The sequence below is a fragment of the Agrobacterium sp. 22-214-1 genome (assembly GCF_053522465.1).
This window is the reverse complement of sequence record NZ_JBNWCK010000004.1, coordinates 185,944-212,055: the sequence shown is the minus strand read 5'-3', so window position 1 is coordinate 212,055 and position 26,112 is coordinate 185,944. Positions and strand designations below refer to the sequence as shown.

26 protein-coding genes and 1 tRNA gene are annotated in these 26,112 nt (G+C 61.6%); 7 read left to right on the top strand and 20 right to left on the bottom strand.

What is annotated here, in order from left to right; genetic code table 11:
* Nucleotides 1–15 precede the first annotated feature (15 nt).
* The 9 genes from fhuB to ACQZ5G_RS17060 all read right to left on the bottom strand — a co-directional run bounded on the left by fhuB (nucleotide 16) and on the right by ACQZ5G_RS17060 (nucleotide 10,851).
* Nucleotides 16–1,995, bottom strand: coding sequence for a Fe(3+)-hydroxamate ABC transporter permease FhuB (fhuB, locus tag ACQZ5G_RS17100; protein WP_448738377.1), 1,980 nt, complete (start codon nucleotides 1,993–1,995; stop codon nucleotides 16–18).
* Nucleotides 1,995–2,879 (bottom strand): iron-siderophore ABC transporter substrate-binding protein, encoded by an 885-nt coding sequence (locus ACQZ5G_RS17095; protein WP_448738458.1) that lies wholly within the window; start codon nucleotides 2,877–2,879, stop codon nucleotides 1,995–1,997. The genes fhuB and ACQZ5G_RS17095 overlap by 1 nt, the downstream gene beginning before the upstream one ends.
* Nucleotides 2,872–3,660 carry a siderophore-iron reductase FhuF gene (fhuF, locus tag ACQZ5G_RS17090; protein ID WP_448742674.1) on the bottom strand — a complete coding sequence of 263 codons (789 nt, stop codon included), beginning with the start codon at nucleotides 3,658–3,660 and terminating at the stop codon, nucleotides 2,872–2,874. Before fhuF ends, ACQZ5G_RS17095 begins: the two co-directional genes overlap by 8 nt.
* Nucleotides 3,661–3,662: 2 nt before the next feature.
* Nucleotides 3,663–6,068: a TonB-dependent siderophore receptor gene (locus ACQZ5G_RS17085; protein WP_448738375.1), complete on the bottom strand. Its 2,406-nt coding sequence runs from the start codon at nucleotides 6,066–6,068 to the stop codon at nucleotides 3,663–3,665.
* A gap of 181 nt (nucleotides 6,069–6,249) precedes the next feature.
* Nucleotides 6,250–7,227 carry a FecR family protein gene (locus ACQZ5G_RS17080; protein WP_448738374.1) on the bottom strand — a complete coding sequence of 326 codons (978 nt, stop codon included), beginning with the start codon at nucleotides 7,225–7,227 and terminating at the stop codon, nucleotides 6,250–6,252.
* Nucleotides 7,224–7,742, bottom strand: a complete 519-nt coding sequence (locus tag ACQZ5G_RS17075; RefSeq protein WP_035264557.1) for an RNA polymerase sigma factor — start codon at nucleotides 7,740–7,742, stop codon at nucleotides 7,224–7,226. The genes ACQZ5G_RS17080 and ACQZ5G_RS17075 overlap by 4 nt, the downstream gene beginning before the upstream one ends.
* A 171-nt stretch (nucleotides 7,743–7,913) precedes the next feature.
* Entirely contained in the window at nucleotides 7,914–8,867 is a 954-nt protein-coding gene (locus tag ACQZ5G_RS17070; RefSeq protein WP_448738373.1) for a DUF535 family protein, read from the bottom strand.
* A gap of 131 nt (nucleotides 8,868–8,998) precedes the next feature.
* Nucleotides 8,999–10,156 carry an ATP-binding protein gene (locus ACQZ5G_RS17065; RefSeq protein WP_448738372.1) on the bottom strand — a complete coding sequence of 386 codons (1,158 nt, stop codon included), beginning with the start codon at nucleotides 10,154–10,156 and terminating at the stop codon, nucleotides 8,999–9,001.
* Nucleotides 10,153–10,851, bottom strand: coding sequence for a response regulator (locus ACQZ5G_RS17060; RefSeq protein ID WP_448738371.1), 699 nt, complete (start codon nucleotides 10,849–10,851; stop codon nucleotides 10,153–10,155). The genes ACQZ5G_RS17065 and ACQZ5G_RS17060 overlap by 4 nt, the downstream gene beginning before the upstream one ends.
* Before the next feature lie 367 nt (nucleotides 10,852–11,218).
* Here ACQZ5G_RS17060 and ACQZ5G_RS17055 point away from each other — a divergent pair, with 367 nt between their 5' ends.
* Nucleotides 11,219–11,860 (top strand): phosphatase PAP2 family protein, encoded by a 642-nt coding sequence (locus tag ACQZ5G_RS17055; protein ID WP_448742673.1) that lies wholly within the window; start codon nucleotides 11,219–11,221, stop codon nucleotides 11,858–11,860.
* Nucleotides 11,861–11,946: 86 nt separating this feature from the next.
* Here the strand turns inward: ACQZ5G_RS17055 and ACQZ5G_RS17050 are convergent, their stop codons facing one another.
* The 9 genes from ACQZ5G_RS17050 to ACQZ5G_RS17010 all read right to left on the bottom strand — a co-directional run bounded on the left by ACQZ5G_RS17050 (nucleotide 11,947) and on the right by ACQZ5G_RS17010 (nucleotide 18,964).
* Nucleotides 11,947–12,231: a copper-binding protein gene (locus ACQZ5G_RS17050; RefSeq protein WP_003522073.1), complete on the bottom strand. Its 285-nt coding sequence runs from the start codon at nucleotides 12,229–12,231 to the stop codon at nucleotides 11,947–11,949.
* 23 nt (nucleotides 12,232–12,254) lie between these two features.
* Entirely contained in the window at nucleotides 12,255–12,731 is a 477-nt protein-coding gene (locus ACQZ5G_RS17045) for a cupredoxin domain-containing protein (protein ID WP_003522074.1), read from the bottom strand.
* Nucleotides 12,732–12,786: 55 nt separating this feature from the next.
* Nucleotides 12,787–14,136 (bottom strand): multicopper oxidase family protein, encoded by a 1,350-nt coding sequence (locus ACQZ5G_RS17040; RefSeq protein WP_448738369.1) that lies wholly within the window; start codon nucleotides 14,134–14,136, stop codon nucleotides 12,787–12,789.
* Between the two features lie 14 nt (nucleotides 14,137–14,150).
* The gene (locus ACQZ5G_RS17035; protein WP_448738368.1) at nucleotides 14,151–15,629 is read right to left on the bottom strand and encodes a TolC family protein; all 1,479 of its coding nucleotides are present in this window, start codon (nucleotides 15,627–15,629) and stop codon (nucleotides 14,151–14,153) included.
* Nucleotides 15,626–15,856 (bottom strand): hypothetical protein, encoded by a 231-nt coding sequence (locus ACQZ5G_RS17030; protein WP_080853909.1) that lies wholly within the window; start codon nucleotides 15,854–15,856, stop codon nucleotides 15,626–15,628. The genes ACQZ5G_RS17035 and ACQZ5G_RS17030 overlap by 4 nt, the downstream gene beginning before the upstream one ends.
* 87 nt (nucleotides 15,857–15,943) lie before the next feature.
* Nucleotides 15,944–16,354 (bottom strand): hypothetical protein, encoded by a 411-nt coding sequence (locus ACQZ5G_RS17025; protein ID WP_078053696.1) that lies wholly within the window; start codon nucleotides 16,352–16,354, stop codon nucleotides 15,944–15,946.
* A 134-nt stretch (nucleotides 16,355–16,488) separates the two neighbouring features.
* A complete protein-coding gene (locus ACQZ5G_RS17020; RefSeq protein ID WP_448738367.1) occupies nucleotides 16,489–17,433 on the bottom strand; it encodes a hypothetical protein in 945 nt (314 codons plus the stop codon).
* Between the two features lie 85 nt (nucleotides 17,434–17,518).
* The gene (locus ACQZ5G_RS17015; RefSeq protein WP_448738366.1) at nucleotides 17,519–18,418 is read right to left on the bottom strand and encodes an AraC family transcriptional regulator; all 900 of its coding nucleotides are present in this window, start codon (nucleotides 18,416–18,418) and stop codon (nucleotides 17,519–17,521) included.
* A gap of 99 nt (nucleotides 18,419–18,517) precedes the next feature.
* Nucleotides 18,518–18,964, bottom strand: a complete 447-nt coding sequence (locus ACQZ5G_RS17010) for an acetyltransferase (protein WP_220318294.1) — start codon at nucleotides 18,962–18,964, stop codon at nucleotides 18,518–18,520.
* 233 nt (nucleotides 18,965–19,197) lie between these two features.
* On the opposite strand from ACQZ5G_RS17010, the gene bioB reads away from it, so the two are divergent.
* Genes bioB through ACQZ5G_RS16985 form a run of 5 tightly spaced genes read left to right on the top strand, consistent with a single transcriptional unit; the run spans nucleotide 19,198 to nucleotide 24,344 of the window.
* A complete protein-coding gene (gene bioB, locus ACQZ5G_RS17005) occupies nucleotides 19,198–20,232 on the top strand; it encodes a biotin synthase BioB (RefSeq protein WP_448738365.1) in 1,035 nt (344 codons plus the stop codon).
* The gene (locus ACQZ5G_RS17000; RefSeq protein ID WP_448738457.1) at nucleotides 20,229–21,374 is read left to right on the top strand and encodes an 8-amino-7-oxononanoate synthase; all 1,146 of its coding nucleotides are present in this window, start codon (nucleotides 20,229–20,231) and stop codon (nucleotides 21,372–21,374) included. Before bioB ends, ACQZ5G_RS17000 begins: the two co-directional genes overlap by 4 nt.
* The gene (bioD, locus tag ACQZ5G_RS16995) at nucleotides 21,371–22,009 is read left to right on the top strand and encodes a dethiobiotin synthase (protein WP_448738364.1); all 639 of its coding nucleotides are present in this window, start codon (nucleotides 21,371–21,373) and stop codon (nucleotides 22,007–22,009) included. Before ACQZ5G_RS17000 ends, bioD begins: the two co-directional genes overlap by 4 nt.
* Nucleotides 22,006–23,301, top strand: a complete 1,296-nt coding sequence (locus tag ACQZ5G_RS16990) for an adenosylmethionine--8-amino-7-oxononanoate transaminase (protein ID WP_448738363.1) — start codon at nucleotides 22,006–22,008, stop codon at nucleotides 23,299–23,301. Before bioD ends, ACQZ5G_RS16990 begins: the two co-directional genes overlap by 4 nt.
* A 56-nt stretch (nucleotides 23,302–23,357) precedes the next feature.
* Nucleotides 23,358–24,344, top strand: a complete 987-nt coding sequence (locus ACQZ5G_RS16985) for a beta-ketoacyl-ACP synthase III (RefSeq protein ID WP_448738362.1) — start codon at nucleotides 23,358–23,360, stop codon at nucleotides 24,342–24,344.
* 75 nt (nucleotides 24,345–24,419) lie between these two features.
* Here the strand turns inward: ACQZ5G_RS16985 and ACQZ5G_RS16980 are convergent.
* Nucleotides 24,420–24,493, bottom strand: a tRNA-Gln gene (locus tag ACQZ5G_RS16980).
* Between the two features lie 123 nt (nucleotides 24,494–24,616).
* The gene (locus ACQZ5G_RS16975) at nucleotides 24,617–25,054 is read right to left on the bottom strand and encodes an Lrp/AsnC family transcriptional regulator (protein WP_003508428.1); all 438 of its coding nucleotides are present in this window, start codon (nucleotides 25,052–25,054) and stop codon (nucleotides 24,617–24,619) included.
* Between the two features lie 129 nt (nucleotides 25,055–25,183).
* Here ACQZ5G_RS16975 and rocF point away from each other — a divergent pair, with 129 nt between their 5' ends.
* Complete coding sequence (gene rocF, locus ACQZ5G_RS16970; protein ID WP_448738361.1) at nucleotides 25,184–26,104, top strand: arginase; 921 nt, start codon at nucleotides 25,184–25,186, stop codon at nucleotides 26,102–26,104.
* The last annotated feature ends 8 nt before the right edge of the window (nucleotides 26,105–26,112 follow it).

Genomic DNA, 26,112 nt, shown 5'->3' with positions numbered 1-26,112 from the left:
GTCGCAAAGGGAAGGCTATTTCCTCCGCCCCAGCAGGACCATGAGCAGCGGTGCGCCGACGAGAGCGGAAACCAGGCCGGCGGGCAATTGGTAGGGAAAGGCTGCCATTCGCCCCACCCAGTCGGCAAGCACCATCAGGCAGCCGGCGGCGAGTGCCGCGGCGATGAGATGCGGGCCGGCGCGGCGAAATCCGGTTTCACGGGCAAGGTGCGGCCCCATCAGCCCGGCAAAACTCAAGGGGCCGATGATGAGCGTCGCCGTCGCCGTCATGGCGGCCGCGAGAATGAACAGTGCGGCCCGTGCCGAAGCAACATGGACGCCGAGTTCCCGCGCAGCACCCGCGCCGAGCGGCAGCAGGGTAAGCCACCGGTGCGCCAGAATGGCCATGGTTGCGAAAACCACCGCGCAGGCGACCGCGATCCGGGCGGTGAAACCATCGACGAGATAGGTCGAGCCTCCCATCCAGCGAATGATCATCATGGCGCGCGGGTCGCCGCCGGCCGCCAGCACGCCGATCACCGCGTCGAGCATGGCCGTCAGCACCACGCCGGTCAGAAGAACACGCTCGGGCGTGAAGCCTGACCTGAGGCCGAGCGACAGGATGGCGAAAAGAACCACGGCGGCGCCGGCGCTCGCAAAACCCAGTTGCAGCATCGGCCCGGAGGCGGTGAAGGCAAAAAGCGCGACGGCCATGCCCAGCGTCGCACCGGCTGAAACGCCAAGCACTTCCGGACTTGCTATCTCGTTGCCGGTCAGGCGCTGGAGAATGGCGCCGGCTGCACCAAGCAGGCTCCCGGCTGCGAAGGCCGCGACGACCCGCGGCCAGCGATAGGGCAGGATTTCGCTCCACTCACCGACGGGCAGCAAACCCCAGCTTCCATCCGGCGCGCGGCCGAAAAGAATGGCGGCCGTTACGCCCGCAACCAGCAGGCCAACGAAAGACAGGACCATGATGGGGGAAAGGCGACGCTGTTTAACGATGCCCGGCGGCGGAGCGGGCAATTCCCTCTGCATGGCTTTCAGGCGGGGCAGCAGAAACAGCACCAGCGGCGCGCCGAACAGGGCCGTCATGGCGCCGGTCGGTATCAGCCCGCCGGTGATATCCGAAAGGCGTTTGACGATTTCATCCGTCAGAAGCAGCAGCCCTGCGCCGATGAGCGGAGACCAGAGGATTTGCTGGGCGATGCGGCGGGCACCCGCAAGCCGCGCTATGGCGGGTGCGACAAGGCCGACGAAACCGATGACGCCGACGGCGCTGGTGACAAGCGCGGCCAATGCAACCGCGATCGATACCGCAAGAACCCGCAGCCGCACGACGGAAAGGCCGAGCGCTCCGGCGCTGACATCTCCCAGTTCCATCAGCGATAAAGGCCGCATGATCAGCCCGGCAAGCGCGGCCAAGACCAGAATTTTCGGAAAGAGGGTGACGGGAACGGCCCAGCTTTGCAGAGACAGCGACCCCGCACCCCAGATGAACAGGCCGCTCAGATACCGGTCGTTGAGGAGGACGAGAATGGCCGAGGCGGCGGCGCACCAGATGCCGATCATCAGACCGGCGAGGACGAGCGACAGCGGTGAAAATCCGCGTCTTGCGCCGATGGAAAACACTGCAAGGGCGGCCAATGCGCTGCCTGCCATCGCCACCACATCGCGGCTGATGCTTTCCAGGGTGGGAAAGGCGAACATGGTTGCGGCAACGGCAAGATTGGCGCCCGCTGAAATGCCGAGCGTTGAGGGCGAGGCGAGGGGGTTGCGCAAGGCCTGCTGCAACAATGCGCCGGCCAGCGCCAGTGCAGCACCCGCCAGAAGCGCCGTCGCCATGCGCGGCAGGGTGGAATAGAGCAGCATGAGCCGCTCAACATCATATTGCGCACCGCCGCCGCTCAATCGATGCAGATCCGGCCAGATATCGCTGACGGCAAAGATGGCGCCGAGGAAGAAGAGGCTGGCGGCAACACCGGCGGGGGTGAGGAGGCGCAGGAGGACCGGCGGCATCAGGCGTGGCTTTCCAGATGCTCGGTCACCAGACGGGCAAACCGCATGGCTTCCTGCACCATGCCGAACATCAGCACGCCGGGAAGGGTGGAGACCCGGCCCGCCCGGACGAAGGGCAGATTGCTCCAGAGCGGGCTTTGATCGAGCCGCGAGAGAATGTCGGGCGGTGTCAGCGGTTCGAAGGCGATGAGCCGGGCATCCGCCGAAAGGATGGCCAGCGCCTCCAGCGCAATGGTTTCGAACCCCCAATAATTGGTCTTTCCCGGCCAGGCATTGGCAAGACCGATCTTTTCCATGGCGCCCTGATAAAGACCGGAGCCGCCATAGACCCGCGCATGGCGCTCATCCATGAAATTGATGACGGCGACCGGCGGCGGCCGCAATTTTTCAAGCCGGCGGCGGCAATCGGCAAAGCAGGCTTCGGCCCGTGAGAGGAAATCCTCTCCCCGCTGTTCCCTGCCAAGGGCCGCGGCAAGCTTGCGGGTCGCGGCGTAGGACGCCGTCAGGGCGTCGCTTTCCGGTGTATAGATGGGAAATTCCATCACCGGAGCGATCGACTGTAATTTCGGGGTAAGCGAGGCAAGGAAAGGCGTTGACAGGATGATGTCGGGTTTCAGCCTCGCCAGCACTTCGAAATTGATTTCGGCGGTCAAGCCGAGGTCGGCCACGCCTTCCGGCATGGCAGGCTCCACCATCCATGTGTCCCAGTCCGCGCGTGCGGCGATGGCCGCCGGCGCGGTGCCGAGCGCGAGCAGGGTGGAAGCAAGCCCGTAATCGAGCGAGACGATGCCACCCTTCGGCATCGCTGCTTTCGCACCGCTCTGCCATGGCAGGGTCAGCGCTGCGGCCATCAGCAGGCGGCGAGTGGGCGAATGGTCAGGCATCATGCGTGTCCCGGTTTTGTCCGCAGGGCAGAGGACAGCTTGCGCCGCATCCGCCAATGGTGGGGATCATGTATCGCAGGCAGCAAACGCGCCTGTTGCCCTTAACCACCATGCCGGACATGGGATTGCGGCTGCCATCCGGCCACAGGGCATCGTCGATAACCGCCCGGCAGGCGCGTGCGAGCGCCGGATCGGCCTGCGTTTCGATTTCCCCGATGATCCACGACAGATAGACGGCGGCATTGTTCCACAGCAATTTGGGAGCAAGTTTCGAAGCCCTGGCGATGGAGGGGATGAGTGCCGCGAGGTGATCGCGCAAAAGCCCATGCAGATCTTCGGGTGCGGATGCCTTGCCGGCCTGATCGCCGGCATGGGGGAGCAGGAATGCGACCGGCAGGGCGTTTTCCGGATCGATGATCACGCTCAGATCGCCGAGAGCCAGAGGCAGGCGACGGCCGTGCACGAGGCGGCAGACGGTGGGCGTGATGGTCAGCAGGCTGAAATAATAAAGTGTCCAGAGCGACGCCGCGGCTCTCGGGTCGGCGTCCGGATGGGCAGCGTTGTGGCGGGACATCAAGCCGCAAAAAACATCTTCGCAGGCAAGCTGCCGGCAGGGCAGAACCTCCGCACCGCAGGGCGGTGCAAGCAGGAACTTGTCCGTACAATAGCCGAAAGAGCCGACGGACGCGAAGTCCGGCAGCTCTTCATGCGCCGATTGCGGGCAGGGCGCCATGGTCTTCGCCATGCGCCCCGCCACCGGGTTGCCGCCTGCGGTCGCCACGGTTACCAGCGATATTTCAGGGACGCCGTGATGTTCCTGCCCTGTCCGAGATAGCAATAACCGTCCGTGCAGGCGACATTGCGGTCGTCGGCGATGTTGCGGACGTTGAAGGACGCGACGAGGCCGTCATAATCCTTGTCGAGCGCGCCGAAATCGTAGGAAAGAGCGGCGTCGAGATAGATGGCGGCATCGTTCTTCGCGATGTTTTTGGTGCTGGTATAGCTTTCACCGACATAGCGCAGGCCCGCTCCGGCCGAGAGGCCATGGAGAGGCGTATCTTCCTGGAAGGTATAGTTCGCCCAGAGAGAGGCCACATGGGTCGGCACCGAGGACGGTGTATTGCCGGCGTCGTCGCCCGCCGTGATCCTGGAGTGGGTGTAGCTATAGGCGGCGATCACATCCCAGCCGGCGGCGATATTGGCCTTCGCCTCCAGTTCGAAGCCCTTGTTGGTCACCTCGCCGAGCGAGCGGAATATCAGGCCGGCGGGATCGATCGCCACGGGCTTGTTCTTCTCCGCCAGATGATAGGCGACCGCCGAAAGCATGATGTCTGTTCCGGGCGGCTGATATTTCACGCCCAGTTCGAACTGTTCGCCTTCGGTGGGCTTCAGCGTTTCGCCGGTGGCGGAAAGCTTGGTAACCGGATCGAAGGAGGTGGCATAGCTGAAGAAGGGCGAAACGCCGTTGTCAAAGGCATAGAGTGCGCCTGCCTGAACGGTGAAGGCGTCCTTCTGCACGTCTTCCGTCACCGGTCCCTGCCGGGTCTGGTCCACCCAGGTCTGCCGTCCGCCGAGGGTAAAACGCCATTTGTCCAGTTCCATCTGGTCGAGGGCATAAAGCCCGACCTGCCGCAGATCGGCTTCCGACTGATAGGCGCTGTAGGCGGGCGTGGGTCCGGAGAAACCGTAGCGCGGATTGGCGATATCGAAATCGAAGGCGGAGCCGCCGGATGCATAACCATAGGCGAATGAAGACTTCACATTGCTGTAGTCGAGGCCGGTCAGCAGCGTATGGGAAACGGGGCCGGTGTCGAAGCTCCACTCAAGCTGGTTGTCGGCCTGGAAGGCCTTCATGTCGTCGCGGATCGCCCAGGGATCGCGATGGGCGACGGTGCCGGTCCAGCTCGATACGCTGAGATAACGGCTGCGTAGATCCATATGCGAATAACGCAGATTCTGCCTGAAGGTCAGTGTATCGTTGAATTCGTGCTCGAAATTATAGCCCACCTGCTGCTGGCGGATCTTCTGATAATCGTAGTCGGGATCGCTTCCACGCAGCCGCAGGACATTGCCGGCGGGATCGGTCAGCGCGGCGACCGAAGCGTCGGTTTCGGTGGACTGGATGAGCCCGTAAACGGTGAGGCTGGTCTGGTCGGACGGCTTCCAGGTAAAGGACGGCTGAAGGAAATAACGGTCGTCGGCAATATCGAAATTGGTGTCGCCGGCGCGCGCCAGTCCGACCACGCGGTATGACAATGTACCGTCAGCGTCTATCGTGTCACCGATATCGAAGGCGGCCTGCTTGCGGGTTTCCGTGCCGTAAAGCGCCTCGACCTCGCGAATGCGCGTGCCGTTTGCGAGCTTCGACGTCTTGTTGACGATGCCGGCGGGCGTGCCTGCGCCATAAAGCACCGAGATCGGGCCACGGACGATTTCCACACGCTCCAGCGAATAGGGATCGGTGCGGAACATGCCGTAGTTCAAATAGGGCTGACGCAGCCCGTCCTTGTAGTCGCCCATGGTGGTGGCGTCGTAGCCGCGAATATAGATCTGGTCGAAGCGCGGGTCGAAGCCGGCGGCGGTGCCGGTGGTGACGCCGGCGGAATAACGCACGGCCTCGATGATGTCCTGCACGCCGCGCTGCTGCATTTCCTTTTTGGTGACGACCGCAACCGAGCGGGGCGTCTCGATGAGCGGCGTATCGAGCTTGGTGGCGCCGGAGCTGTTCTTGGCCGCCACGGTGGCGTTGTCACCGCCGCCCCTGTTGCCCGTCAGTTCGATGGGCTGGAGCAGGGTGGAGCCCGCAACCGGCGCTGCGGCGGTGCCAGGGTTGCTGAGCCGCACGGTGTTGGCGCTGGTGAAGGTATAGGAAAGGCCGGTTCCGGCAAGCAGGCGCGTGAGAGCATCCTTGCGGCTGAACGCGCCTGTGACACCCGCCGTCCTCACCGTCGCCGGAATTTCGCCGTTGAACACGACATCGACGCCGGTGATGGAGGAATAACGCACCAGCGCGCTCGAGAGCGGCTGCGGCGCGATTGAAAATTGCAGCGCGCTTGCCTGCGTCGCCGTCTGCGCGGCCGCCGGCAGAGGGCCGGTCAGGGCAAGGCCGGCGACGGTGGCGAGAAGCAGGATACGAAATGATCCGGTTGCTGAATGACGGTGGCTGAAATGATTTTTACGCTTAGACACGGTAATATACCTTCCCCTGCTCCTGTTGCCGCAATGACGGCCTCAAAACACGAGTACGATTCCGTTTGCGCAAAACCTCGGTCCCCGGACAAAATTTTTTAAGCGCCTGTGCAGGCAATGCCCCTGGAGTGTTTTCGCATTTCCGGACGGATGCCCGCGCGCCGCTTTTCCTTGAAATGCTCTAGCGCTGGCGGATGACCGACAGCCAGGGGGAATAATCGGTGACCGTGACGGGCAGGCCCTCTTCGAGGATTTGCCCGATTTTTTCCCGGCGTCTGACATCGACGATCATCGTCACCGGCTGTCTGCCGAGCGCATCGCCCAGAACGATCATGCGGCCGCGACGCCATTGCTCCAGTCGCGCGACCACCTCTTTGAGGGGCGTCGAGATGAAGACCAGCTTGCCCTGCCGCCACGCAAGCCGCGTTTCGATATCGGTTGCTTCGGGTCGCGAGAGAACACCGTCCCGGTAGGAGATGCTGTAACCGGCCTCCACCGCCTGCCGCGACTGTCTGGCGGCGACCTCGACGGCATGTTCGGCCACCGAAACCGAGACGGAGGAACCTGCGCGACAGACGGAAAAGGCGGTGCCGAGCGCCGTGGTCACCAGGTCTTCCGCAATGACGGAAAATGGCCGGTTCCGATCCGGCGCGACCCGGAAGAACGCCTCACCCGACAGCAGCGTGATCTGCCGCCGCTGCGGGGTGAAATTCACGGAAATGGCGCTCGATGTGGAAAGCTCGACGGTCGAACCGTCGGAAAGTGCGATGCTGCGGGTCTCGCCAATCGCGGTTTCATAGTCACCCGCCGGGCGCGTCGCCTGCCAGGCTGCGGCTCCGACGCCGCCTATCAGCAGAAGTCCCGCCGCGCCGTTTTTCAGCAACCGACGGCGGCCAAGCGGCTGCGCCTGTGCAAGCTGCGGCGCCATGCCGGCGCCGAGCCATATGCGCTCGATATCGGCATAGGCGCGGGCATGCCGCTCGTCGGCCTCGATCCAGCGCCGGAATTCGCTTTCGTCGGCCGCGGTGGCGCCGGGTTCCAGAAAATGCGCAAACCAGCTTGCCGCCGCATGCGCTATTGCGGCTTCGTCACCTTGGGCTGCGGTTTCGCTGCCGGCCGGCGTCTCCGCGGTCACATCCTTGTCCGCGGCCACCTTCATCTCTCGCCCGGCGGCGTCATGCCGGTCTTTAGCTTTTCAAGAGCGGTGACCATATGGCCGAAAGCGGTTTTCGGCGAAATATGCAGCCGCTGGCCGATTTCCACGAAGGTCAGGCCTTCGATGCGCGAAAGCAGAAACACGTCCCGGCATCGCGGCGGCAGGGCATCGACGAGCATTTGCAGGCGTTCCAGCTCCTGCCGCCCGATCATGCAGGTTTCCTGCGTGGGCGAGGGATCGGCGACGAAAGCAAGATGTTCGATGCCGGTAAAGACCGGGGCGATGCGCTTGCGCCGCTCATGGTCTATGGCAAGGTTTCTGCCGGTGATGATGACATAACCGCAAAGATCGCCGGTGAGGCCCAGCAGCTTCCGCCGCTCCCACAATCGCAGGAACGTGTCCTGCACGAGATCGAAGGTGGTCGCGTGGCAACGCACGCGGTGATAGATCGCCGCGGCAAGCTTGCTCTTCACATTCAAAAACGCGTCCAGAAGATCCGGGCTGTCAATTTGCTGCATGGTCTCTGGATAACACCGGCCATCCGCGCGCAGCAAGACGGCCGGGCCGATAAAGATGATTTTTTTTATCATATTTATTAGCTGTAACTTTCGCACCACGACGCGGCGCGAAAATATGGGCACGGGCGGAGCCTCCCGACCCTTCCCCGCAAGACTTTCTCCACGATATCCCTAGGCGCTTTCGGTTGCCTTGCTCTCGCAGAAGCGTTTGCCGAGGTTGAAAAAAGACAATTTCATGTGGCTGCGCTTGTCTCTCCCCTCGAGGCTGGAGAATGGCACTTTGAAACCGAATGTCTTGTCCGGTTCGCCGGAGCGTTCCCGCCAGAAGGCATCGATGTCTGAAACCATCATTTTTTGCCGCCGGGCGCGACGGTAGCGAATGGGGTGTCTGGATTGGGCGACAGCGAAGTAGCTGAGCGCACCCTCGCAGGCGAGACCTTGCAGAACCATCAGCGCTGCTTCCTTGGGGCGAAGTCCCGAGAGATCGCGCGTCACCGACACCATTTGCTCTTTTGCGGCGCGCGGACCCTGCATGCCTCCAACGACAATCGTGTGGTGCTGCGTTTCGCATCCTGCCAGAAAAGTAAAAGTCGCCGTCCACAAAACGGCGTTGTCGTGGTCGCGCACGAGCCTGACAGCCAAAGCGCCCTCGTGCCGGCCGCCGCAACGATCCGCCAACGCCAGGATGCATCGATATTCATCGTTCCGGCCGCGAACGGTGCCCATGTCCATGGTTTTTCCCGCCCACAGCCCGGCCGTGGTGCTCCTGTGAAAATGCCGGTCCGCAATTGCGAAATTGTCCATGAGAAAAGCCAGCCGCCTCTTCCGGGAAACTTTATTGATCAGGAATTTCGAAAGCGGTTTTTGGAGAAGGTCGTCATGCGGGAGCGGCAATTCTCGCTCCGCTGAAAACCCGGCCAGAAACCACCACCATCGAAAGGTGACCAATGGATTGGCTGCAAAGCGCATCCAGAAAAGGACTGCCCGCTTCCAGTGGGCACGTCCGGCAAAGGTCATAATTCTCCGGAACAGCAAAAAATGAGGTGTTTCCGAAACCGTCTGGACCACCTTATCGGTGACCGGGCGTTTCTCTGCCAGAACGGCAGCATCTTGAATGCGCGACATACGTGGGCTTCCGGCAGAACATGAGCGTTCAGCCGGGGGCATGCGCGGGAATTGTCGAGATTCTGTCGAGAAACAGCCTGTCTTCCATGAAGACCGGTTCGTTGCCGCAACGGATTGCCCGCGGAAATCTTTCAGGGCGTTTGCGCGAAGAGAACAGTCACGATGGCTCCGCCGTCCGGTCGCGTCTTTATCTGCAGATCGCTGTCATGCGCCCGTGCGATTGCGCGGGCAATCGACAGGCCGAGCCCCGTGCCACCGGTTTTGCGTGCGCGTGACGGTTCCATCCGCCAGAAGAGTTCGATGCCGTGCGCCTCGACGCCGGGGGGAAAGCCCGGCCCTTTATCCTCGATCGTGACGAAGGGTCGCCCATCCTGAAGACCGGTCGAACAGCGCAGAAACTTGCCGCTCGCCGCATAGCGGCGCACATTGTCCATCAGGATCAGCAATAGCTGCCGAAGGCGTTGGCGGTCGCCGCAAATGGGAGCGGGCTCCAGCGACATATCGATATCGATGCCGGCCTCATCCATCAGCGGCCGCGCCGCTTCAGCCACGGCCGCGCATTCGGCGGCAAGATCAAGCGGCTGTGTGTCTTTGACGAGGCTGTTGGTTTCCGCCAGGGAAAGTGTGCGCAAATCATCAACAAGACGCGCCAGCCCCTCCACATGGACGATGAGGTGGCGAATGGCTTGCTTGTCGAGGGGAAAGACGTCATCCGCGATGCCGTGCAAACGACCCTGCAGGATCGTAAGCGGGGTACGCAATTCATGGGCCACCGCCATCGTGTTGAACTTCAGCCGGCGCTCCATCATCTGAAGCTCCCGCGTCAGACTCTCGAAACTGTCGACCAGAAATGCGACTTCGGTGATGGGGTTCGCCTTGATCTTTGCGCCTCCGCTGAAATCGCCGGTCGCCATGCGCCGCGCAGCATCTGCAAGTTCGCCGAGAGGTGCCGCAATGCGCCGCGAGATGAAGTAACCGAGCAGGCTGCACAGAAGGACACCGAGCAATCCGAAGACGAACACCGATTTGATAAGCTCGTTATCCGCCTCATCCTCCAGGCCCGGCAAAACCTCGACAAGGGCCTGAAGCTGGCGCTGATCCGGCATCACGCCCCGGTCGATATCCGAGAAGGCCTTGGAGGCATCGGGCGACAGCTGGGCGATGATGCGTTCTTCAATATTGTCCGCATACCAGGAAACGCCGAAATAGACCAACGCGACGGCAAAGATGAGCATCGTGGTGATCGTGATCGCCGTCATCGTGCGCAGACGCAGTCGCCATAACTTCATGGTTTCTGCTCCCCGGCCAGCCGATAACCGACGCTGCGCACCGAGATCAGATAACCGCAGGCGCCATGATCGGCCAGTTTCTTGCGCAGATTGGCGATGTGCGTGTCGATGGTGCGCGCCAGCGCATCGCTTTCCGGCAGGCAGGCATCCAGAATATCGGCGCGCTGAAAGGCGTGGGTGGGGCGGCGCGTCATATGGGCGAGTATCCTGAACTCGCTCAGCGTCAGGGGCAGAACGGTCCGTCCCCCATCGCCGCAAACGGCCGCGACATAGGCTTCGGTGTCCACTTCGATGGCCCCGAAGCGCAAGACCCCACCGGCGGCCGGCTGTCGCGTGCGTTTCAGCACGGCATTCACCCGCGCGATCAATTCGTGGGGATTGAAAGGTTTGACGATGTAATCGTCAGCGCCAAGGCGAAGGCCGGTCAGCTTGTCCATATCCTCCGCAAGGGAGGTGACCATGATGACAGGCGTATCCCGTTCCCGCCGGATGCGGTTCAACACCTCGATGCCATCGAACTTCGGCAGGCGAATGTCGAGGAGAACCAGATCCGGTCTCAACATGGAGAAATGCGTCAGCGCTATTTCTCCGTCGCTCGCCCTGACGGTTCTGTATCCTTCGCGAATGAGATAGGCGTCCAGAATCTGAATAATATCGGGGTCGTCTTCGACGATCAGAATAAGCCCTTTGTCCATACTCGATCCGCAAATCTGCTTCTGTAAGCCGTGGTAACGCCGGGACGCTAAGCGGATGCGAAACATCGGGCAAGAGCCTTCATCCCCGAATAAACACTATCGGTGCCGCTTTCCTCGCAGTCTTGTCTCTTTCTCCGCAAAGCCTTGACATTTCTGCGGAAGAGAACTGGCCATGCAACAGCCTCTCGCCAGTAAAACCGACCGGAAAAAGCGGAATTGGACCCAGAGGTCGAAATTTCGCGCAGGCGCCATCCATGTCGCCCGTCAGGCTTTTTTGCGTGCTTCCGGCAGTTCCTCCCTGCTGGCTCTTCTGGTCGCTCTTGCGATGATGATCGTCTTCACGATCAGGTCGGATATCGATCTTGAGGTGAGCCGGCAATTCTGGACGGACCGTTTCCACCTTGGCGAGGATGAGTTCCTGATTTCCGTCCGAGATCTGAACCGCATGCTTCCGCCGGTTTTATTGTCGGGGCTGGTGTGCATGCTTGTCCTCATGCCATTTTCGGGCAGTCTCCCCCGGGTTTTTCCACCGCACAAGCTGCTGCTTATTGGCGTCTTTTTTGCTCTGGGACCGGGCGCCTCGGTTCATATACTGAAGAATGCGTTTGGCAGGGCAAGACCGCGCCATCTTGGCGAGTTCGGGGGAGACCTGTTGTTTACACCGGTTCTTTCCCTTGACGGTGGCTGCGCCCGAAATTGCTCTTTTCCTTCCGGTGAAAGCGCTTCCGCAGCCGCCCTTCTGGCCTTCACCATTCTCCTGCCAGAGAAATTTCGCCTGATCGGCATCGCGATACTGGCGCCATTCATCGTGATTGTCTCCCTGAACAGGGTGGCAATGGGCGCTCACTTCCTCTCCGATGTCCTGATTGCATGGCCCTTGATGCTCGCGGTGTTCCTTCTGCTCCAGCGACCGTTCATGAACAACCGACAGGCGATAGACGCCGCCTTCTCGCGCAGGGTCGACGGGACGCGGCCTGTCGCGGAAATAAGACCATTTGCGGAACAATAAGGCCGAGGGGAATCCCATCCGCCCAATATCAAAAGGGCAGCGGAAAACCGCTGCCCTTGCTGTTTCTTGCCGAGCGACCGGAGGCCTTATTTCACCTGGGCGACGACCAGCTTGCCGTCGGCGCGTTCGGCGACGAACTCGATATTGGCGCCTTCCTTGAGCTTGGCGAGGATCGCATCGTCCTTGACGCGGAACACCATCGTCATGGCCGGCATGTCGAGGTTCTTCAGTTCTTCATGGATGATGGTGACCTTCTTGGCGGCGGCATCGACCTTCTTTACCGTTCCCTTGGTGAATTCCTCTGCGAATGCACTGAGGGGAGCGGTGAGCAGGAGTGCCGCTGCAACGGTGATTTTAACGATGGTCTTCATGGTCAGATTCCTTTGTTGCCGGGTTACTTTGCAGAAACTTTGAGATCGCCGCGCATGCCGGCCTCGTAGTGCCCGGGTTTCAGGCAGGCGAATTCGAACATGCCGTCATTGGTGAATTTCCAGATGATTTCGCCGCTTTCGCCGGGCGCGAGGCTGATCGCGTTCGGATTGTCGTGCTCCATCTCCGGAGCCTTCTCCATGGCGGCCTTGTGCTCCAGATTGGCCTTCTGTTCGTCGAGAATGAATTCATGGTCCAGCTCGCCGACATTCTTCACGACAAAGCGAACCGTCTTGCCCTTCTTGAAGTCGAACTTGGCGGGCGTGAACACCATCTTGCCGTCAGGCGTTTCCTTCATCGTCACCTGAATGGTCTGGGTCACCTTGGCCTTGTCGCCCGGTTCGCCGATCGCCATCGCTTCATGGCCGCCGCCGTGGGTGCCCGATGCAAGGGCGGGCGTGGCGAGAGCGGTGAGAAGCAGTGCAATTTTCAGTTTGGTCATTCTGTATGTTCCTTGATTTTGATGGGGGTTCTTGTGGGGGTTGGGGTCTGCGCGATCAGCCGTGTTTCATCGGTTTCGGCGTGATCTGCGTTTTGGGGTCATTGGTCTTGGTCGTATCCGGCAACTCGCCGGTCCATTCCCAGGCCTGGGTTCCGGGCGGGTTTTCGTACCAGCCGGGATCTGAGTAATCGCCCGCGGAGATGCCTTCGCGGACCTTCACCACGGAGAACATGCCGCCCATCTCGATGGGGCCGTGCGGACCCCAACCCGTCATCATGGGTACGGTATTCTCAGGGATTTCCATTTCCATCGCGCCCATATCGGCCATGCCGGCGGTGCCCATCGGCATATATTCCGGCCGCACCTTGCGGATTTTCTCCGCGACGCTCTTCTTGTCGACGCCGATGAAGGTCGGAACGTCATGTCCCATCGCATTCATCGTATGGTGCGACTTGTGGCAATGGATCGCCCAGTCGCCGACATATTTGGCGTCGAATTCATAGGCCCGCATCGCACCCACGGGGATATCGATGCTCACCTCCGGCCAGCGCGCCTCGGGCCGCACCCAGCCGCCGTCCGTGCAGGTCACTTCGAAATCGTAACCGTGCATGTGGATCGGATGGTTGGTCATGGTCAGGTTGCCGACGCGCACGCGCACCCGGTCGTCCTTGGAAACCACCAGCGGATCGATGCCCGGAAACACCCGGCTGTTCCATGACCACAGATTGAAGTCGGTCATGGTCATGATCTTCGGCACATAGGAGCCGGGATCGATGTCGAAGGCATTGATGAGGAACACGAAGTCGCGGTCCACCGGCATGAAGGCCGGGTCCTTCGGATGGATCACGAAGAAGCCCATCATGCCCATCGCCATCTGCACCATCTCGTCCGAATGCGGGTGGTACATGAAGGTGCCGGATTTCACGAGGTCGAACTCGTAGACGAAGGTTTTGCCAACCGGGATATGCGGCTGCGACAACCCGCCGACGCCGTCCATGCCGGATGGGAGGATCATGCCGTGCCAGTGGATCGTCGTATGTTCCGGCAGCTTGTTGGTGACGAAAATACGTACCCGGTCGCCTTCGACGGCCTCGATGGTCGGACCGGGCGACTGGCCGTTATAACCCCAGAGGCGGGCGGTCATGCCCTCCGCCATTTCGCGCTCCACCGGCTCGGCGACAAGGTGGAATTCCTTGACGCCGTTGTTCATCCGGAAGGGCAGGGTCCAGCCGTTGAGGGTGACGACGGGGTTGTAATCCGGGCCGGTGGTGGGCTTGACCGGGGCCTGGGTCGCAGCCGTTTCCATCGCGGCCGCTTCCGGCAGGCTGGTGTTGGATGTTTTCGCCCAGGCCGCCGAGGAGACCATTGCGGCGCCGACACCCAGAAAGTTTCTTCTGTTAAACATGGTCGTTTCCTTTCTCAGTGTCCGCCACCGCCGCCGCCAGCGGCGGCAACTTCGGTCTCCGCGCCCGCCGCAGCACCCGTGCCGCCGCCGTAAATGGCGGGAGCGAGGCTGGCCTCGGCGAGCCAGAAGTCACGTTTCGCATTGATGGCAAGCAGGCTTGAATTGACCTTTTCCCGGCTGTCGGCCAGAAGCTCGAAGGTGTTGGTGATCATGCCGTTATAGGTCAGCAGCGACTGCTCCTCGATTTTGGTGCGCAGCGGCACCACGCTGTTGCGGTAATGCCGGGCGATGTCATAGTTCGAGCGATAGGCCTGATAGGCGGAGCGGGCTTCCGAGCGGACATTGACCGCCTTTTCCGCCAGCAGGTTCGCCGCGCGCATATAGGCGAGTTCGGATTCCCGCATGCGCGCCTGACCGGAATCGAAGATCGGAATGACGAATTCCAGCTCGGCATTGCCGGTGGTCTGCTTGTGGATTTCGCCGTCTTCCACCTCACGCTCGGTCTCGAAGCCGGAACGGATTTCGAGATCGGTCACGTATCGGGTGGCTTCGGTGAGCTTGAACGACCGGGCGGTCGCCTCCAGATCGAGCTTTGCCATCTGCAGATCCACGCGGCGCTGCAGCGCCTCGGCCTCGATCATGTCCCGTTTGGTAAGCGCTTTCGGAAGCGGGGGCAGGCGGTTGGGAATGGTGTATTCGATATCCGCTCCCCACAGTCCCATCAGCCGGGTCAGTTCCTCCTTGGCAAGACGGGCCTCAAGCCGCGCTCGGGCAATCTGGCCCGTCAACTCGGCGTAAAAGACCTGCTCGCGGGCCTGGCCCTCCTTGTTGAGCGAACCCGCCTCGCCGAGTTTCACGGCAAGTTCGGAGGCGGCATCCGCCGCGGTCTGCGCCTGCGCCAGCTGGCCGACATTTTCCCATGCCGCCACCGCGGTAATCCAGGCGCGGCGGGTATCGGCCGCCAGTTGCAGCGTCTTCAGCGCGGCGCCTAACTGCGCCTTGCGGAAGCCGGTATCGGCGATCTCGACATTTTTCTTGAGGGTAGCCAGCGCCAGAATATTGGTGACGACGACACCCTCGATCGCCTGATAGGCCCTGAGCCCCGGGGTGCCGATCCCCGTCAGCCCGATGCCGACCCGCGGATTGACCAGCATGGTCGATTGCCATGCGGTGGCGGCGGATTCGCCGAGATCGGCATAGGCTGCCTGAAGGCCCTTGTTGTTCAGGAGCGCAACCTGCACCGCCGTCTCGACATCGAGACTTTTGCCGGCGGCCATCAGCGATTTGACGCGGGCCTGCGTCGCCTGCGCCTCGGCCCGGTTCTGCACCCAGACCGCCTGCTTGCCTGTCGCCTCGGACGTCCTGGCCGAAACATTGGTGAAACCGGCGTCACGCGACGCATATTGGGCGGCCGTGACACAGCCGCCGAGAAGAAACGGCAGGCAAAGGGTGGTCGCGAGTCTCGCTCCGAGTTTGAAGGTAAGTGTCGTCATGATGCGTCTCCTTTCGGAGCCTGCGCATCGTTCTGGTTACGCCAGGGCTTCGGGTCCACCGGCGCGCGGTGCGTGTAACCCGCGACCGGGGTCTGATAGCGGATGGGGGCCGCGCCGAGCGACGGGTTTGCCGCGTCGTCATAGGAGGCGGCGTCGTTCATCAGGGATGTGGCTGTGCAGCCGCCCAGAAGCAGGGGCGCCGCAACCACAATGTAAATTGGGTTCATGGGTATTTTCCGAACAGGAGATGCAACGGCGCGACGGCGCTAAAGCCGCTCACGCACGGTCATTGCCCAAAGGCGGGCTTTGCCTGTTCAGATATTCGGGGGGCGGTGAAGGAGCGGGGTCTGGCCCAGCGCCTTGCTGTCGTCGAGGAAGGAACGGATGCTGTTGACGACGGGTCTGCCAATGGTGTCGTGGCTGATCAGAACCGCCATGCCGAGACAGAAATCACCGCAGCATTGCGGCTTGACGGGCTTTTTGACGCCGCCGTCCTGTTCGGCCATATCGTTGTGATCATGACTGTCGGACATCATGGCTGAGGCGCCATGGTCCATCGTCGCGCCGTGATCCATCATGGCGGACTGATCGTGCTGCATTCCACCGGCTTCGGCAGGATGCATTGCGGCATTGACGGTGGAAACACTATAGCCAGCCAGTGACAGTATCATCACCAGTCTAAACAACAGGGCCAGCAATTTCGATGCTCGCAACATCTCACGCATGTTGCGTAGAAAAGCTGTAGTCCTGTGATTTGTCAATGGATATCCCTCATAACCATCGACGAAAGCCGTTATGTCGCATTCACGCGGAGCGAGGCGGGTAAGCGGAATGGCAGGGCCTGCAGCCTGCCCGCACCTCACACGAAGTCGATGAAGGCTTCATCGAGAATAAGGAGTTTGCGGGCCTGCATGCGGGCATATTCCTCGTAAAAACCCTGCGAAATCCAGAGCGCGGAACGGCCGCGTCGTCCGCTCCAGCCGATGCCGCCGATCAGTTCGGCCGCCGCTAGCTTGCGGCCGATATGGATACGCGACAGGGAGAGGGATGTCGCCAGTTGCGTCACGGTTTCCACATCGGTCAGGCGCCTGCCGTGTTCGGTCGGCCTTTCCCAGTCGATGCCGGCGATAAGGCGGTCCATCAGCAGTCCCCCCGCATCGAACCAGTTGAAGATGATGGAAAGCGGGCCGGGGCAGCGCACCTCCGGATGCGACAGAAACGCCTGCGATACGCGGGGGTGGATATGGGGAAGCATGGCCTCCGACCGCTTGATGAAACGTGATGCCCTGAAGCCCTCATCGAGCAGATCCAGCGCCTGAAAATGCACGTCGTACCATTGGGCGAGCATCGCCAGCGCCGGGGCTGAAGGCACGACCTCTTTGCCGGGCCCATTGCCAGGCCCGTCGCTGGACCGGTCTGCCGGGCGTGTCATTCCGCGTTGCAGCGCCTCTTTGAAGAAGGCATAAGCGACACTATGGCTGGCGAGCCCATGCCGGAGCGCCAGATGGCCGAAATCTTCCCGCGTCAGCACGGCTTCTCCCTCTCCTGTTTCACGGGCGCTGCATTTCTGAAAATACAGCGCCAGAAGCGCGTGACACAGAAGCCGGCTCTGGCGCGTCGCAAAAAGCGCGGTCATCTCGGGCGAACCTTCGTAAAGGGCGATGAAACTTCCCGCCAGCAGACGCAGCGCCGCCGCGAAGGGTTCTTTTTGCAGCATCGCCTCTATTTCGCCGGGCGCTGGCCTGCGGCAATCGGCTGTCGCGGTCGGCAACCGGGAAATCGCAAAGTCGAAAAAATTGGTCATGGGCCGCGCTCCGGGATGGGGTGATCCAATCGGCCTTACAGGAGCTGAAATGGCGCGTCTTCTCATTGCGCGCAGAGGTGAAATTTTAAGCCGGCGGCATATCCGCAGCGCGGGCGTCGCCGGGCGTCATGCCATAGGTGCCGGCAAATACCCTGTAGAAAGTAGCGAGGCTGTCGAAGCCGCAGCCATAGGCGATCTGCGTGACCGGCAAGGCGGGGAATGCCAGCAGCAGCCGTCTCGCCTCCTCGATCCGCATGGAGGAGAGTGTGCGGGAAAACGACAGTTCCGCACCCTCGAAAACCACGTGCAATTGCCGAAGGGAAATGCCCAGTTCGCTTGCGACGGCGGCAGGGGTGAGGTTCTGCCGGGATTTTTTCCGTATCATGATGTCCTGTGCCGCATAACAGAGCCCGGTCCTGAGCGCGGCGCGCACCTCCGGCATGGCGGGCGAAAGCCGCCCGCGCGCCGTCATGGCAAGTCGGGCGATATGCGTGACATCGCGGGCGGGATCGATGAGCCTGCCGGGGTCGGCGTTCAGCGCGTTGAAAAGGGCCCGGAAGGGCAGGGAGAAACTGTTGTTTTCCGCATAACGCGTCGCAAACAGGTCATCGGTGGCCTGACCGAGCATGACCTCGTAGTCCACGGGAATCTTCAGCATCCTGTAGTGAAAATCCGCCTCGTTTCCCGGTATCGCATCATAGGGCAAGTCGGAATAGTTGATGGTGATATCGCCGCCGCCGACCGCGTGAACCTGATTTTTGCCGGCATGCAGAAAGCCGGAGCCCCTGACCTGCAGGCCGATGCAGAGGCTGTCGCCGGCAATGCGGGCAATATCGGCTTCGGTGCGGTTCACCCGGTAAGAGGAAGCGCGCATTTCGGTTACCACGGCGCCGGCGACGGCGCGCGCCTGAAACGAACCCCTGAAGCTGTGGCGGAGATCCCGCGCAAGCTCGATCGTGACGCCAAACAGGCTTTTGCCACGCACTTCGCGCCATTGGTCGAAGCGGTGTTCGGGCAGAAAATCGTCGGTTGCGAAGCGGACTATGGTGTTCGTGGCTTGATCCTCCCCGACGATCCCGGCGGCCTATTTTTCCGTTGCGCGAAATCGAAGATGAACGAGCGGATAGGGTCGTCCCTGTCCGTCGAGATCGGAGCGTCCCGTCGGCTCGAATCCCAGCCGGCGGTAAAAACCCATGGCCCCGGCGTTCTGTTCGTTGACGTCCGTGGTCAATGCGGGGTGGAGCGCAAGCGCCCGCTGGACCAGAACCTTGCCGATACCCTGGCCATGATGGTCCGGATCGATGAAAAGCGCCTCCATGTGCCCTTCATGCAGAAACATGAAACCGAGGGGGCGGTCAGAAACATCGACCGCCAGCGTCAGCGGCGCCTGCGGCAGAAAAGCTTCGACTTCCTCCCCGATCGCGACGCGATCCGCCGGCAGAAGGAACCCGTGGGTGGCGTCGACTGCTTTGCTCCATATGTCGAGGATGCGGGAAGCGTCGCGGCTCTCGGAGGGACGAAGTGTGATCATGCCTCACCCTTAGCAAGTGCGGACTTTTCACGCCATGGGCCGGTCCGATCTTTTCCGTGAGCACGTGCGTATTCAATGAATTTCGGCGTTTAAAGCCGGCGATTCCGATCCCCGCATATGCCGTCATCTCTCCTGCCGACAAAATTTTCTCGAAAAAGTGCTTGCAAAAAGCGGCACAAAAAAAATAGATAAAAAGAACTTCTATCTATTTATTTTGAGGGAAAGATCGACGGATGGACCAGATCGTCACGCAAATCGACAGAAATCCAGCTCCGATTGCGGGTTTCGGCAACGGCTTGTCGCTTGAAGAAGCCAAAATTATCTATAATTTGCCTTTTAACGATCTTCTGTTTCGCGCCCAGCAGGTGCATCGCTGTCATTTCGATCCCAATGCCATCCAGATGAGCCGGCTTTTATCCATCAAGACCGGCGGCTGCCCGGAGGATTGCGGTTATTGCAGCCAGTCCGCCCGCAACCCCACCGGCCTCAAGGCCTCCAAACTCATGGAAGTGGAGCGGGTGCTGGCTGAGGCGCGCAAGGCGAAGGAAGGCGGCGCGACGCGTTATTGCATGGGTGCTGCCTGGCGCAATCCCAAGGAGCGCGACATGGAGGCCGTTGTGGCCATGGTCGAGGGCGTGAAGGCGCTCGGCATGGAAACCTGCATGACGCTCGGCATGCTGACGCCGGAGCAATCCGAGCGGCTGGCCGATGCCGGTCTCGACTACTACAACCACAACGTCGACACTTCCGAGCGGTTCTATTCGCAGATCATCACCACCCGCACCTTCGAGGACCGGCTGGAAACGCTTGCCAATGTCCGCGATGCCGGCATCAAGGTCTGCGCCGGCGGCATTCTCGGCATGGGGGAAACGGTGGAAGACCGGATTTCGATGCTGGTGACGCTCGCCAACCTGCCGGCGCCGCCGGAAAGTGTGCCGATCAACATGCTGATCCCGATCCCCGGCTCGAAGCTGGCCAAGGCCGATCCCGTCGATCCGATCGATTTCGTCCGCACCATCGCGCTGGCGCGCATCCTCATGCCGCGTTCGCATGTGAGGCTTTCGGCCGGGCGCACGGAGATGAGCGATGAGACGCAGGCGCTCTGTTTCCTGGCCGGCGCCAACTCCATCTTCATCGGCGAAACCCTGCTGACGGCGGATAATCCGGGTGAGGACCACGACACGGCGCTTTTCCGCCGTCTGGGCCTGAAGCCGATGGAACTGCAGTCCACGGAATTGCAGTCTGGGGAGGCGGGAGGGTGCCGTTGAACCTCGCGGCGTTCTCCCCCTATGAGGCGAAGCTTGCCGGCCTGGAGCGCAAATCGCGGCTGCGCGCGCTCGCTCCTCAACAGGGGATCGATTTCACCTCCAACGACTATCTTGGCCTTGCCGATTCACCCCGGCTGAAGGCGGCTATTGCCGACGCCATCGGAAGGGGCGTGCCGGTGGGGGCCGGCGGTTCGCGGCTGCTGCGCGGCAACCACCGCGAACATGAGGCGCTGGAAGCGGAAGCGGCGACGCTTTTCGGTGCGGAAAAAGCGATCTATTTCGGCAGCGGTTTTGCCGCCAATGTCGCGCTGTTCTCCACATTGCCGCTGCGTGAAGACCTCGTTCTTCACGACGCCCTGATCCATGCCAGCGTCCATGACGGCATTGCAGCCGGCAAGGCGAAGGCGATCGCCGTGCCGCATAATCAGGTCGAGGCATTCGAACGGGAGATAATCCGCTGGCGGCAGGAGGGCGGCCGGGGCCGTCCGTGGATCGCCGTCGAAAGCCTTTATTCCATGGATGGCGACCGTGCGCCCCTTTCGGCCCTGGCTGATCTTGCCGGGCAACACGGAGGCTTCCTTGTCGTCGATGAGGCCCATGCCACCGGTGTTTTCGGCCCCGGCGGGCATGGCCTTGCCGCGGAGCTGGAAGGCCGGGGCAATGTGTTGGCATTGCATACCTGCGGCAAGGCGCTCGGTCTCTCCGGCGCGCTTTTGAGCCTGCCGGTGGTGCTTGCCGATTACCTCGTCAACCGCGCCCGCGGTTTCATCTATTCGACCGCGCCTTCGCCGCTGATGGCGGCGGCGGTGCGGGAAGCCCTGCGCATTGTCGCCGATGAACCATGGCGACGCCTGCGGCTGGCGGAGCTGGTAAATTTTGCCGGCGAGGAGCTTCGCTCCCGGCTCGGCGTTGAGCCCAGCGGTTCGCAGATCCTGCCGGTGATGATTGGCGACAATGCCCGTTCGCTTCGTATCGCCGCGCATCTGCGGGAGGGCGGTTTCGATGTACGCGCGATCCGCCCGCCGACGGTGCCAGAGGGCACGGCGCGCCTGCGCATCGCCATCACGCTCAATGTGGATGAGAGCCAGATCGCCGATATGATCGGGCTGCTTGCCCTTTCGCTGGCGCAGGAGCGGAAATGACCCCTCGTTTTGTCATCTCTGGCACCGATACGGGCATCGGCAAGACGGTTTTTTCCGCAGCGCTCACCCATGCCCTGCAGGCTTGTTACTGGAAACCCGTGCAATCCGGGCTGGAGGAAGAAACAGACAGCGAGACGGTGGAACGGCTGGGTGGCGTGCCGCGCGCGCGCATTCTGCCGGAGGCCTATCGCCTGAAAATGCCGGCTTCGCCGCATCTATCGGCCCGCCTCGAGAATGTAACGATCGACCCCACGCTGCTGCTGCCGCCGCAAACGGATGGACCGCTGGTGATCGAGGGGGCGGGCGGGCTTCTGGTGCCGCTGACGGACACGGTGCTCTTCGCCGATATCTTCGCCCGCTGGCAAATTCCGCTTGTGCTGTGCGCAAGGACGTCACTTGGCACCATCAACCACACGCTGCTCTCGCTCGAGGCGTTGCGGCATCGCGCCATTCCCGTGCAGGGCGTGGTCTTCATCGGCGACGAGAACCGGGAAAATGAGCGCGTCATCGCCAATATCGGCGCCGTTCGCCCGCTCGGCCGCCTGCCGCGCCTGCCGGAGATGACATCAGAGGCGCTGCATCGGGCATTTGCCCGACACTTCAATCTCGCTGATTTTCTGGAGGCGCCGGCATGAGCCGTTCCCCTGTCTGGCATCCCTTCACCCAGCATGGGCTGGAACCGCCGATGAGACGCGTCGTATCAGCGGAAGGCGCATTTCTCGTCGATGAGGACGGCAATCGCCTGTTCGATGCCATTTCCTCCTGGTGGGTCATCACCCACGGGCACCGGCATCCCGCGATCATGGCAGCCATCCGCGCCGCGACAGAGGCCTTCGACCAGGTCATTTTCGCCGAGTTCTCCCATGAACCCGCCGAAACGTTGGCGCGCGGGCTGATCGAGCTTGCGCCCGTCGGGCTAAGCCATGTGTTTTATTCCGATAGCGGCTCGACGGCGGTTGAGGTGGCGCTGAAAATGGCGCTGGGATATTTCCACAATCGCGGAGAAAAGCGCGACCGTATCGTGGTGATGGAGCATGGCTATCACGGCGACACTATCGGCACCATGTCGACCGGTGAGCGCGGTGTCTTCAATGCCGCTTACGAACCGCTGCTCTTTGGCGTCGACCGGCTGGCTTTTCCGGAAGCGGGCAGCGAACAGCACACGCTGGACATGTTCGAAAACGTCTGCCGTTCAGGCCGCATCGCCGCCCTGTTGGTCGAGCCGCTCGTGCTTGGGGCGGGCGGCATGAGAATTTACGGCGCGGATGTTCTGGCCGGGATGAAACAGATCGCCGAACGCCATGGCTGCCTCGTCATTGCAGACGAGGTGATGACGGGCTGGGGCAGAACCGGAACCATGTTCGCCTGCGAACAGGCCGGCATTTCGCCGGATATTCTCTGCACCTCCAAGGGCCTGACCGGCGGCTCCCTGCCGCTGGCAGCAACGCTGTGCAGTGCGGAGATTTTCGACGCGCATTTTTCGACGGATCGCCGCAAGACCTTTTTCCATTCCAGTTCCTATACGGCCAATCCGATTGCCTGCGCTGCGGCCGTTGCCAATCTTCAGGTCTGGCGGGATGAGCCCGTGCTTCAACGTATCGGGCAATTGCAACAGGTGCTGCGTGACAATCTCCGGCGATTTGCGGATGACCGGCGTTTCACCGGCATCCGGCAGATGGGGACCATCGCGGCCCTCGATCTCGTGGTGCCTGCCGGCGGGTATCTCGCCGAGGCGGGGCCGCGCATGCGGCAATTGTTCCGCGAGCGCGGGTTCGTCATTCGCCCGCTCGGCAATGTGCTTTACCTGATGCCGCCCTATTGTTCGACGGCGGAAGATCTGGCCAGCGCCTTTGACGCCATCGATGAGGTGGCCGGGATCGTCACCGAAACCGCTTCGCTAAAATCGCGCGCGCTCGGCATCGCGTGAAAACGGGGTGCGGCCATGTTCAGCCTGTTCCGGAACCGTCTCCGAAAGTCCTGACAATGCAGAACCGTTCTTCCCGCATGGCCGGTTTTGGTCATGCCGTTCCGTCACGATGCGTCGACAATGCCGAGATAGAGACCAGTCTCGGGCTGGAAGCCGGCTGGATCGAGCGGCGCACCGGCATCCGCACGCGTTATTGGGCGCAAGAGGGCGACACTCTGAGCGGTCTTGCGGCGAGAGCCGGCCGCATGGCGCTGGAAGATGCCGAAATCGGCTCCGACGAGATCGCTCTGACGCTGCTTGCGACTTCCACGCCGGATCACCTTCTGCCGCCCTCGGCGCCGCTGCTCGCCCACAGGCTGGGCCTTGCCCGATCCGGCGCGATCGATCTCGCCGGGGCCTGTTCCGGCTTTCTTTATGCGCTCACCCTTGCGGATGGCTTTGTCCGCACCCACGGCCGCGCCGTCCTCATCGTTGCCGCCAATATATTGAGCCGCCGTATCAATCCGGCGGAAAGGGCAAGCGCGGTCCTGTTCGCCGATGCCGCCGGCGCCGTCGTCCTCAAGCCTTGCCGCGAGGCGCAACGCGGGCTTTTGTCAGCCGATCTCGTTGCGGATGGCGGCGGTTACGATCTGATCCAGATAGCGGCGGGAGGCAGCAGCCAGCCCTTCTCTGCCGATACATCCACTGAGGAGGCGCTGATGACGATGCGTGACGGCCGCGAAGTCTTCTCCCGTGCCGTGACGCTGATGACCGAGACCTCGCAAAGGGTGCTGCATCAAGCCGGAACGACGGCAGCCGATATCGACCGTTTCGTGCCCCATCAGGCCAATTCCCGCATGTTCGACGCCGTCTGCGGCAATCTCGGCATTGACAGGCAAAAGACGGTGCGCACCATAGAAAGCTTCGGCAATTCCTCCGCCGCCACCATTCCGCTTTCGCTCTCCGTCACCAATGCCGAAAGGCCTCTCGCGGAAGGCGAAACCCTGCTTTTGACGGCCGCCGGTGCCGGTATGACGGGTGGAGCGGTGGTTTATCGCGGGTGAACGATGCCGGGCACGGGACGTCGCGATGCCATGCGATATTCAAAACTCAAGAAGCTGATTTCATTTAGAGAAATTTGGCTGGGGAACCTGGATTCGAACCAAGATCGACGGAGTCAGAGTCCGCTGTTCTACCATTGAACTATTCCCCAAAAGCTTTAAAGCGCGTGGCGCGTTCGCTTTGGTGGGTCGTCATATAGATGATTTATTCCGGGGCGCAAGTCGAAAAAATCGAAAAATGCGTTTTATCCCTGTTTTGCGTTTTGCTCCCCGGTTCAGAGCCGTGCCCGGGTGGAGCGCGGGGTGGAGAGCAAAAGGCTGGTCTCGCTGCCGGTGATGCCGGGCACCAGGCGGATGCGGCGGAGCACCGCGTCGAAATCGCTGAGCGTGGCGGCGTTGAGTTCCACGATCAGGTCCCAGCGGCCATTGGTGCTGTGGATTTCCGATATTTCCGGAAAACCGCCAAGGGTGCGGATGACGCGGTCCGTCACATGGCCTTCAATCTCGATCATCATGATGCCGCGGATCGCGGCCTCCACCGCATCGGCGCGCAAAATGACGGTGTAACCGATGATGGTGCCGTCATTCTCCATTCTTTCGATGCGTGAGCGCACCGTGGCGCGAGAGGTTTCCGTCTCGATTGCGAGATCGGAAATGCTGCGCCTGCCATTGTGTCGCAAAAGGGTGATGAGCCGTTCGTCTAGATTATCCATGATGACCAATTCGATAAATCAATTTTACCAGATCGATAGCTTATTTCGATAATATTGCCAATATTTGATGTTCATTTCGCCAGATCACTATGGTGAACTGGGCTTATTGGCAGGAAAGCGAGGACGGGAATGGAAATCAGGTTGATCGGTGCGCCGCTGCAGATCGGGGCCGGGCAATTGGGATGCGAGATGGGGCCGAGCGCCTATCGCGTCGCGGGGCTTGCTCATGCCCTTGAAGAACTGGGGCATCGCGTTGTCGATACCGACAATGTGACGCCGGCGACCTTCCGCGAATTTAACCATCCCAATCCCGCCGTGCACCATCTGTCCGAAACCGTGGCCTGGACCGAGGCGCTGACGGAGGCTGCCTATCGTGAGAGCGCGGATGCCGTGCCGATCTTTCTCGGCGGCGACCATGCGATTTCCGCGGGCACGGTCGCAGGCATGGCGCGCCGGGTGGCAGAGACCGGCCGGCCGTTTTTCGTGCTCTGGCTCGATGCCCATACCGATTACCATACGCTTGAGACGACGCGCAGCGGCAATCTGCACGGCACGCCGGTCGCCTATTTCAGTGGTCGTGAGGGATTTGCCGGTTATTTCCCGCCGCTTTCCCATGCGGTTCCGGAAGACAATATCGGCATGATCGGCATCCGCAGTGTGGATCCGGCGGAGAGGGCCGCACTGGAAAAGAGCGGCATCACCGTGCACGACATGCGCTCGATCGACGAGCATGGCGTCGCCGTTCTGCTGCGGGCGTTTCTGGCGCGGGTTCAGGCGGCAAACGGGCTTTTGCATGTCAGTCTCGATGTCGATTTTCTCGAGCCGTCCATCGCGCCGGCCGTCGGCACCACGGTTCCGGGCGGCGCGACGTTCCGCGAGGCGCATCTGGTCATGGAAATGCTGCATGATAGCGGGCTGGTCTGCAGTCTCGATCTGGTGGAGCTCAACCCGTTTCTTGACGAGCGCGGCAGAACCGCGACGCTGATGGTCGATCTCGCCGCCAGCCTGATGGGCAAGCGGGTCATGGACCGCCCGACACGGGCCGGCTGAAAGGGGTG

What these genes read in the sequence shown, in the direction of transcription:
- fhuB (WP_448738377.1), bottom strand. Translation starts at nt 1,995, where the DNA reads ATGCCGCCGGTCCTCCTGCGCCTCCTCACCCCCGCCGGTGTTGCCGCC.
- ACQZ5G_RS17030 (WP_080853909.1), bottom strand. Translation starts at nt 15,856, where the DNA reads ATGAACCCAATTTACATTGTGGTTGCGGCGCCCCTGCTTCTGGGCGGC.
- ACQZ5G_RS17050 (WP_003522073.1), bottom strand. Translation starts at nt 12,231, where the DNA reads ATGAAGACCATCGTTAAAATCACCGTTGCAGCGGCACTCCTGCTCACC.
- ACQZ5G_RS17060 (WP_448738371.1), bottom strand. Translation starts at nt 10,851, where the DNA reads ATGGACAAAGGGCTTATTCTGATCGTCGAAGACGACCCCGATATTATT.
- ACQZ5G_RS17020 (WP_448738367.1), bottom strand. Translation starts at nt 17,433, where the DNA reads ATGACCAATTTTTTCGACTTTGCGATTTCCCGGTTGCCGACCGCGACA.
- ACQZ5G_RS17095 (WP_448738458.1), bottom strand. Translation starts at nt 2,879, where the DNA reads ATGCCTGACCATTCGCCCACTCGCCGCCTGCTGATGGCCGCAGCGCTG.
- ACQZ5G_RS17070 (WP_448738373.1), bottom strand. Translation starts at nt 8,867, where the DNA reads ATGTCGCGCATTCAAGATGCTGCCGTTCTGGCAGAGAAACGCCCGGTC.
- ACQZ5G_RS17035 (WP_448738368.1), bottom strand. Translation starts at nt 15,629, where the DNA reads ATGACGACACTTACCTTCAAACTCGGAGCGAGACTCGCGACCACCCTT.
- bioD (WP_448738364.1), top strand. Translation starts at nt 21,371, where the DNA reads ATGACCCCTCGTTTTGTCATCTCTGGCACCGATACGGGCATCGGCAAG.
- bioB (WP_448738365.1), top strand. Translation starts at nt 19,198, where the DNA reads ATGGACCAGATCGTCACGCAAATCGACAGAAATCCAGCTCCGATTGCG.
- ACQZ5G_RS16990 (WP_448738363.1), top strand. Translation starts at nt 22,006, where the DNA reads ATGAGCCGTTCCCCTGTCTGGCATCCCTTCACCCAGCATGGGCTGGAA.
- rocF (WP_448738361.1), top strand. Translation starts at nt 25,184, where the DNA reads ATGGAAATCAGGTTGATCGGTGCGCCGCTGCAGATCGGGGCCGGGCAA.
- ACQZ5G_RS17065 (WP_448738372.1), bottom strand. Translation starts at nt 10,156, where the DNA reads ATGAAGTTATGGCGACTGCGTCTGCGCACGATGACGGCGATCACGATC.
- ACQZ5G_RS16985 (WP_448738362.1), top strand. Translation starts at nt 23,358, where the DNA reads ATGCAGAACCGTTCTTCCCGCATGGCCGGTTTTGGTCATGCCGTTCCG.
- ACQZ5G_RS17025 (WP_078053696.1), bottom strand. Translation starts at nt 16,354, where the DNA reads ATGCGTGAGATGTTGCGAGCATCGAAATTGCTGGCCCTGTTGTTTAGA.
- ACQZ5G_RS17080 (WP_448738374.1), bottom strand. Translation starts at nt 7,227, where the DNA reads ATGAAGGTGGCCGCGGACAAGGATGTGACCGCGGAGACGCCGGCCGGC.
- ACQZ5G_RS17045 (WP_003522074.1), bottom strand. Translation starts at nt 12,731, where the DNA reads ATGACCAAACTGAAAATTGCACTGCTTCTCACCGCTCTCGCCACGCCC.
- ACQZ5G_RS17040 (WP_448738369.1), bottom strand. Translation starts at nt 14,136, where the DNA reads ATGTTTAACAGAAGAAACTTTCTGGGTGTCGGCGCCGCAATGGTCTCC.
- ACQZ5G_RS17010 (WP_220318294.1), bottom strand. Translation starts at nt 18,964, where the DNA reads ATGATCACACTTCGTCCCTCCGAGAGCCGCGACGCTTCCCGCATCCTC.
- ACQZ5G_RS16975 (WP_003508428.1), bottom strand. Translation starts at nt 25,054, where the DNA reads ATGGATAATCTAGACGAACGGCTCATCACCCTTTTGCGACACAATGGC.
- ACQZ5G_RS17075 (WP_035264557.1), bottom strand. Translation starts at nt 7,742, where the DNA reads ATGCAGCAAATTGACAGCCCGGATCTTCTGGACGCGTTTTTGAATGTG.